The sequence below is a fragment of the Agrobacterium sp. ST15.13.013 genome, assembly GCF_027956525.1.
Lineage (GTDB): Bacteria > Pseudomonadota > Alphaproteobacteria > Rhizobiales > Rhizobiaceae > Agrobacterium > Agrobacterium salinitolerans.
Window position 1 is genome coordinate 1 of record NZ_JAQKGP010000056.1, and the last position, 4,928, is coordinate 4,928.

Annotated in this window: 5 protein-coding genes; 3 read left to right on the forward strand and 2 right to left on the reverse strand. The window is 59.6% G+C overall.

Features of this window, described 5'->3' with window-relative positions; all coding sequences use genetic code 11:
- Nucleotides 1–304 (forward strand): type IV secretory system conjugative DNA transfer family protein (locus PL597_RS25705; protein ID WP_271366624.1); only part of this gene is annotated, 304 nt, incomplete at its 5' end.
- Nucleotides 305–548: 244 nt separating this feature from the next.
- A complete protein-coding gene (locus tag PL597_RS25710; RefSeq protein WP_271366625.1) occupies nucleotides 549–1,499 on the forward strand; it encodes a bile acid:sodium symporter family protein in 951 nt (316 codons plus the stop codon).
- A gap of 51 nt (nucleotides 1,500–1,550) precedes the next feature.
- On the opposite strand, the gene PL597_RS25715 is transcribed toward PL597_RS25710, so the two are convergent.
- Complete coding sequence (locus PL597_RS25715) at nucleotides 1,551–2,594, reverse strand: aldo/keto reductase (RefSeq protein ID WP_271366627.1); 1,044 nt, start codon at nucleotides 2,592–2,594, stop codon at nucleotides 1,551–1,553.
- Between the two features lie 185 nt (nucleotides 2,595–2,779).
- Between PL597_RS25715 and PL597_RS25720 the strand changes: the two genes are divergently transcribed.
- Nucleotides 2,780–3,685: a LysR family transcriptional regulator gene (locus PL597_RS25720; protein ID WP_271366628.1), complete on the forward strand. Its 906-nt coding sequence runs from the start codon at nucleotides 2,780–2,782 to the stop codon at nucleotides 3,683–3,685.
- Between the two features lie 79 nt (nucleotides 3,686–3,764).
- Here the strand turns inward: PL597_RS25720 and PL597_RS25725 are convergent, their stop codons facing one another.
- Nucleotides 3,765–4,547: a 2-keto-4-pentenoate hydratase gene (locus PL597_RS25725; RefSeq protein WP_271366629.1), complete on the reverse strand. Its 783-nt coding sequence runs from the start codon at nucleotides 4,545–4,547 to the stop codon at nucleotides 3,765–3,767.
- Between the last annotated feature and the right edge of the window lie 381 nt (nucleotides 4,548–4,928).

Sequence of the window (4,928 nt, forward strand, 5' to 3'; positions counted from 1 at the left end):
GTCAAACGCCGGCGTGCTGCAGGTTTTTGGCATCAACGATCATGACAGCGCGCGCCTCATCTCTGATTTGCTCGGGCAGGAAACAGTCGTGTTCCAGACAATGGCGAGAGCCCTCGATTCCGATAAGACCGGGATTTCCTACAGCCAACAGCATACCGGCCGGCCGCTCCTCACCCCTGACGAGGTGCGCAATCTGCCGGCGAAAGGGCAACTTCTATTCCTGGCAGGGCAACGACCAATATTGGCCGAGAAGCTTGCCTATTTTGCTGATCGAGAGTTCAGCGAGATGTTTGATCCAGTCTAACGAGATGCACGACGAAAAGGCAGTCCGGTATCTGCATCGGACCTTCTATGCGCAGCCCTTGCGCACTCTTCGGCGCAATCGGACGCGGATAGATGAGCCTTCGTCCAATTGCAATCCTGCGGCGACGGCGGCATCGCGGCCGACGGATCGCTTTCGACCGCGAGGTCTAACATCGGAGTAATGACCTTGACAGGGCACCATAGGAGTCTAGAGGGGGGCCCATGTTCATCTTGGGAGTATAGACATGAAAACACTGGCAGCCGTTTCGGCTTTCGTGGGCAAGACCTTTGCCGTCTGGGTCATCCTGTTTGCCGTGCTCGGCTTCTTTTTTCCAGATACCTTCAAGCAGATAGCGCCGTGGATCGTCACGCTTCTGTCGATCATCATGTTCGGCATGGGGCTCACACTGTCGGTCGATGACTTCAGGGAGGTCCTCAAAAGGCCGTTCGATGTGACGATCGGTGTCCTTGGCCAGTTTCTGGTCATGCCGCTTCTGGCGGTGCTGCTCACCCGGATCATTCCCATGCCGCCGGAAGTCGCCGCTGGCGTCATTCTGGTCGGCTGCTGCCCGGGCGGCACATCTTCTAACGTCATGACGTATCTCTCCAAGGGCGATGTCGCGCTGTCGGTCGCCTGCACCTCGGTCACCACGCTTGCCGCGCCGCTGGTGACCCCGTTTCTCGTCTGGTTGTTTGCAAGCCAGTATCTGCCGGTTGACGGCTGGGCCATGTTCCTCAGCATCGTCAAGGTCGTTCTGGTTCCGCTCGCTCTCGGCGCCGCTCTGCAGAAGCTGCTGCCCGGTCTCGTCAAGGCCGCCGTTCCGGCATTGCCGCTCGTGAGCGTAATCGGCATCGTCTTGATCGTCTCGGCGGTGGTGGGAGGATCCAAGGCGGCTATCGCCCAGTCCGGGCTGATGATTCTTGCCGTCGTAATCCTGCATAACGGTCTTGGTTATCTCATCGGTTATCTCGCGGCAAAGGCAACGGGCCTGTCGCTTGCCAAGCGCAAGGCCATCGCGATCGAGGTGGGCATGCAGAATTCAGGCCTTGGCGCGGCGCTTGCCACGGCCTATTTCTCGCCTGTTGCTGCGGTGCCGAGCGCGATCTTCAGCGTCTGGCACAATATTTCCGGCGCAATCCTCGCGAACTGGTTTTCGGGCCGTGTGGACGCAGGCTCCGACAACAAAGCCGACTGAAGCTCCAGATCTGTCGGGCCGCCTGCAGATCAGGTGGCCCGACCAGCCTTGTTACGGCATAGTGACGACCGGTGGATTAAGCCGGGCAAAGCCCGCTTGCCGCTGATAAGGGAAATGCGGATAGGGAGCGGCCCTCTCGCTGGCCTCGTCCAGCCGCGCCACCTGCGCGGGCGTCAGTTCCCATCCCACGGCATCGAGGTTCTGGCGAAGCTGTTCCTCATTGCGCGCACCGATGATCACTGTGGAAACTGTGGGGCGTCTGAGCAGCCAGTTGAGGGCGACCTGCGGTACCGTCCTGCCGGTCTCTTCTGCAACAGCGTCAAGCGCATCGATCACGCGGTAGAGATGTTCATCATCCACCGGCGGGCCGAAGCTGGCGGTCTCGTGCAGGCGGCTGCCTTCGGGCAGCGGCGTGCCGCGGCGGATTTTTCCCGTCAAACGCCCCCAGCCAAGCGGGCTCCAGACCATTGCGCCCAGACCCTGATCCGCGCCGAGCGGCATCAGATCCCATTCATAATCCCGGCCGATCAGGGAGTAATAGACTTGGTTGACCACATAACGCGGCCAGCCGTATCGATCCGCGACGGCGAGCGATTTCATGATCTGCCAGCCTGAAAAGTTCGAAACGCCAGTATAGCGCACCTTGCCGGCGCGGATGAGGGTATCGAGCGTAGAGAGCACTTCCTCAACCGGCGTGAAGGCGTCGAAGGCGTGGAGTTGAAGGATGTCGATATAGTCGGTCTGGAGACGGTGCAGGGCGTCATCCACCGCCCGCAGCAATCGGAAGCGGGACGAGCCCGCCTCGTTCGGCCCGTCGCCCATCGGCAGGCTGGTTTTGGTCGAGATCAGAACGCTGTCGCGCCTGCCTTTGATGGCTTCGCCGAGCACGTCCTCCGATGCGCCATTGGAATAGACATCGGCGGTATCGAAGAGGTTGACGCCGGCTTCCAGACAAATATCGATCAGGCGCCGGGCTTCCGTGGCGTCTGAATTGCCCCAGTTGCCGAAAAGTGGGCCGGAGCCGCCGAAAGTTCCGGTACCAAAACTCAAGACCGGCACTTTCAGGCCGGATTTGCCGAGATAGCGATATTCCATGGGGCGTTCCTTTGTTGCTCCGAAATGGTTGCGGGTGCGGTTCTGGCATCACCGCGCTTTGTCCATTCCGTCATTGATCTGCAGATGAAGATTGCGATGCGTTTCAATCGCCGCCAGAAGATAGACGCTCGCTCTTCAATGAAATAGAATGCCAAAAATACTATCACTTGTGAGATCAAGTCATCATGGCGCGACTGGAGATCAACCGGGCAGGGGAAATGGAAATCTTCGTGCGGGTCGTCGAGCTCGGCGGTTTTTCCCGTGCGGCCGCGGCGGCAAACATGACGCCTTCAGCGGTGAGCAAGCTGATCGCACGGCTGGAAGGTCGCTTGGGCGCCCGTCTGCTCAACCGTTCCACCCGCCAGCTTCAGATAACGCCGGAAGGCTGCGCCTTCTATGAACGGGCAACTCGTATCCTCGCGGATCTTGAAGAGGCCGAACGCGCCGCCGGTGAGGGCGAACAGCCTGTCGGGCGCGTTCGGATCAACACCAGCGCTTCTTATGCAACGCATATTCTTGCGCCCATCCTGCCACGGTTTCTGGCGCTCCATCCGAGCATCACGCTCGATATCGTCCAGACGGATATGGTGGTTGACCTGCTTGCGGAGCGCATGGATGTGGCGGTGCGCGCGGGGCCACTGAAAAGCTCAACGCTTGTCGCCCGCAAGCTCGGTGAGACGAGAATGATCATCGCGGCCTCCCCAGATTATCTGGAGTGTTATGGCACGCCGCAGACAATAACCGATCTCGAAGATCACAACCGCCTTGGATTCGGCTACGCCCGGTCGATCGACGGGTGGCCGCTGCGGGATGCCGGAAATACTGTTGTCATTCCGGCGACGGGGCGCGTGCAGGTCAGCGACGGCGAGGGCCTTCGCCGTCTCGCCCTCGCCGGTGTCGGTCTGGTTCGCCTTGCCGCTTTCACCGTGCGAGAGGATATCGCCACCGGCCGGCTGGTCTCCGTGCTCGATCATCTTGATACGGGTGAGACGGAGATGTTTCATGCCGTTTATGTCGGCCAACGGGGACCGCTTCCGGCACGTATTCGCGCACTGCTTGATTTTCTCGGCGAATACGGACGGGTGAAGTGACATTTCGATAGCATCGGAAGTCGCGGTGAGGATGGGGACGGCAGGAGGTTGAAAAAAGAGTGTCCGGCTGACCGGCCGCCTATGATCTCGGACCGGACAGCGTGAAGGCGCCAGCTGATTTCAGTGTGATCTGCGTCTCACTGGCAATCGTGCTTGGTATCGCACCGCAGAGACTGCCTGTGGTTACGACGTTACCGGCCTTGAGCATGTCGCCCTTGTTGAGTGCCGCATTGGCAAAGGCGACAAGCGGCGCAAGCGGATCGCCATTGGGATGTTTTGCCGTAGCATCGAACAGCGATACCGACCCCTCGGTGACGGTGAGCTGCGGCAGGTTTTCGCCATTTCCGACAAAGACATCCACGATGCCTTTATCGACTTCCGGTCCGATGACGAAGCCGTGGTTGGCGAGACGATCCGCGAGAAAAAGCGGAAACGGCACCTGGTTTTTCTCCGCCAGCCTGTAGCGGAGAAGTTCAGCGCCAAGATGGACCTTGTCGATAAATGCCATCAGGTCGGCCCTCGCCAGCGGCCCCGCCGCCGCAGGAATATCCGCCGAAAGCGTAAAGCAGATCTCGACCTCGATGCCTTCGGTGCCGCCATGGGGAAAAGAAGCGGCATTGGCTTCATCGACCCGCACGCAATCGAACATGGGCGCCCCGACGGCCTCGCCGTCGGGGCGGATAGCCAGTTTCCAGCCGGCAACCGGTTCTGCCCAGCTCTCAGCAAAAGCCCGCTGGACCGCCATAGCCTCTGCAAGCGTACCGGGGATGAGACCCTCCACCTGCACCGCCGCCAGAGAAATCTTCGCCCCCTCGCGGCTCGCTGTGATGAAGCTTTTCGCCAGTTTTTCGATTGCCACCATTGCGTCCATGGTCCCCGTTGTTCTCGAACGCCAAAACGTTGTCATGATTTGGCGCTCACTGCCAAGGCCATCGATACCGGGTTTGACCATATCGCCGACTTTAAGGACGTGCGGGCGAGGGACATTGTAGAGCCAGTACCCTTCCTCGCGTGCCGCGGGCTTTATGAGAGAGCAAATGATAGTGTTTGTGGTTGACAGCGTCACAAAACGTAAATTCAGGCGTTTGCTTCTGGGTTCCCTTGGCGTATTCGTCGCTACCACGACGTAGAACAGAGAGTTGAGGTATGACATTGCAATTTCCGAGCATCGCGCAGGCGCTTGCCGAAGAGATCGGAACATTACGCAAATGGCTGGATGAGGACGCCCTACCCCTGTGGTGGG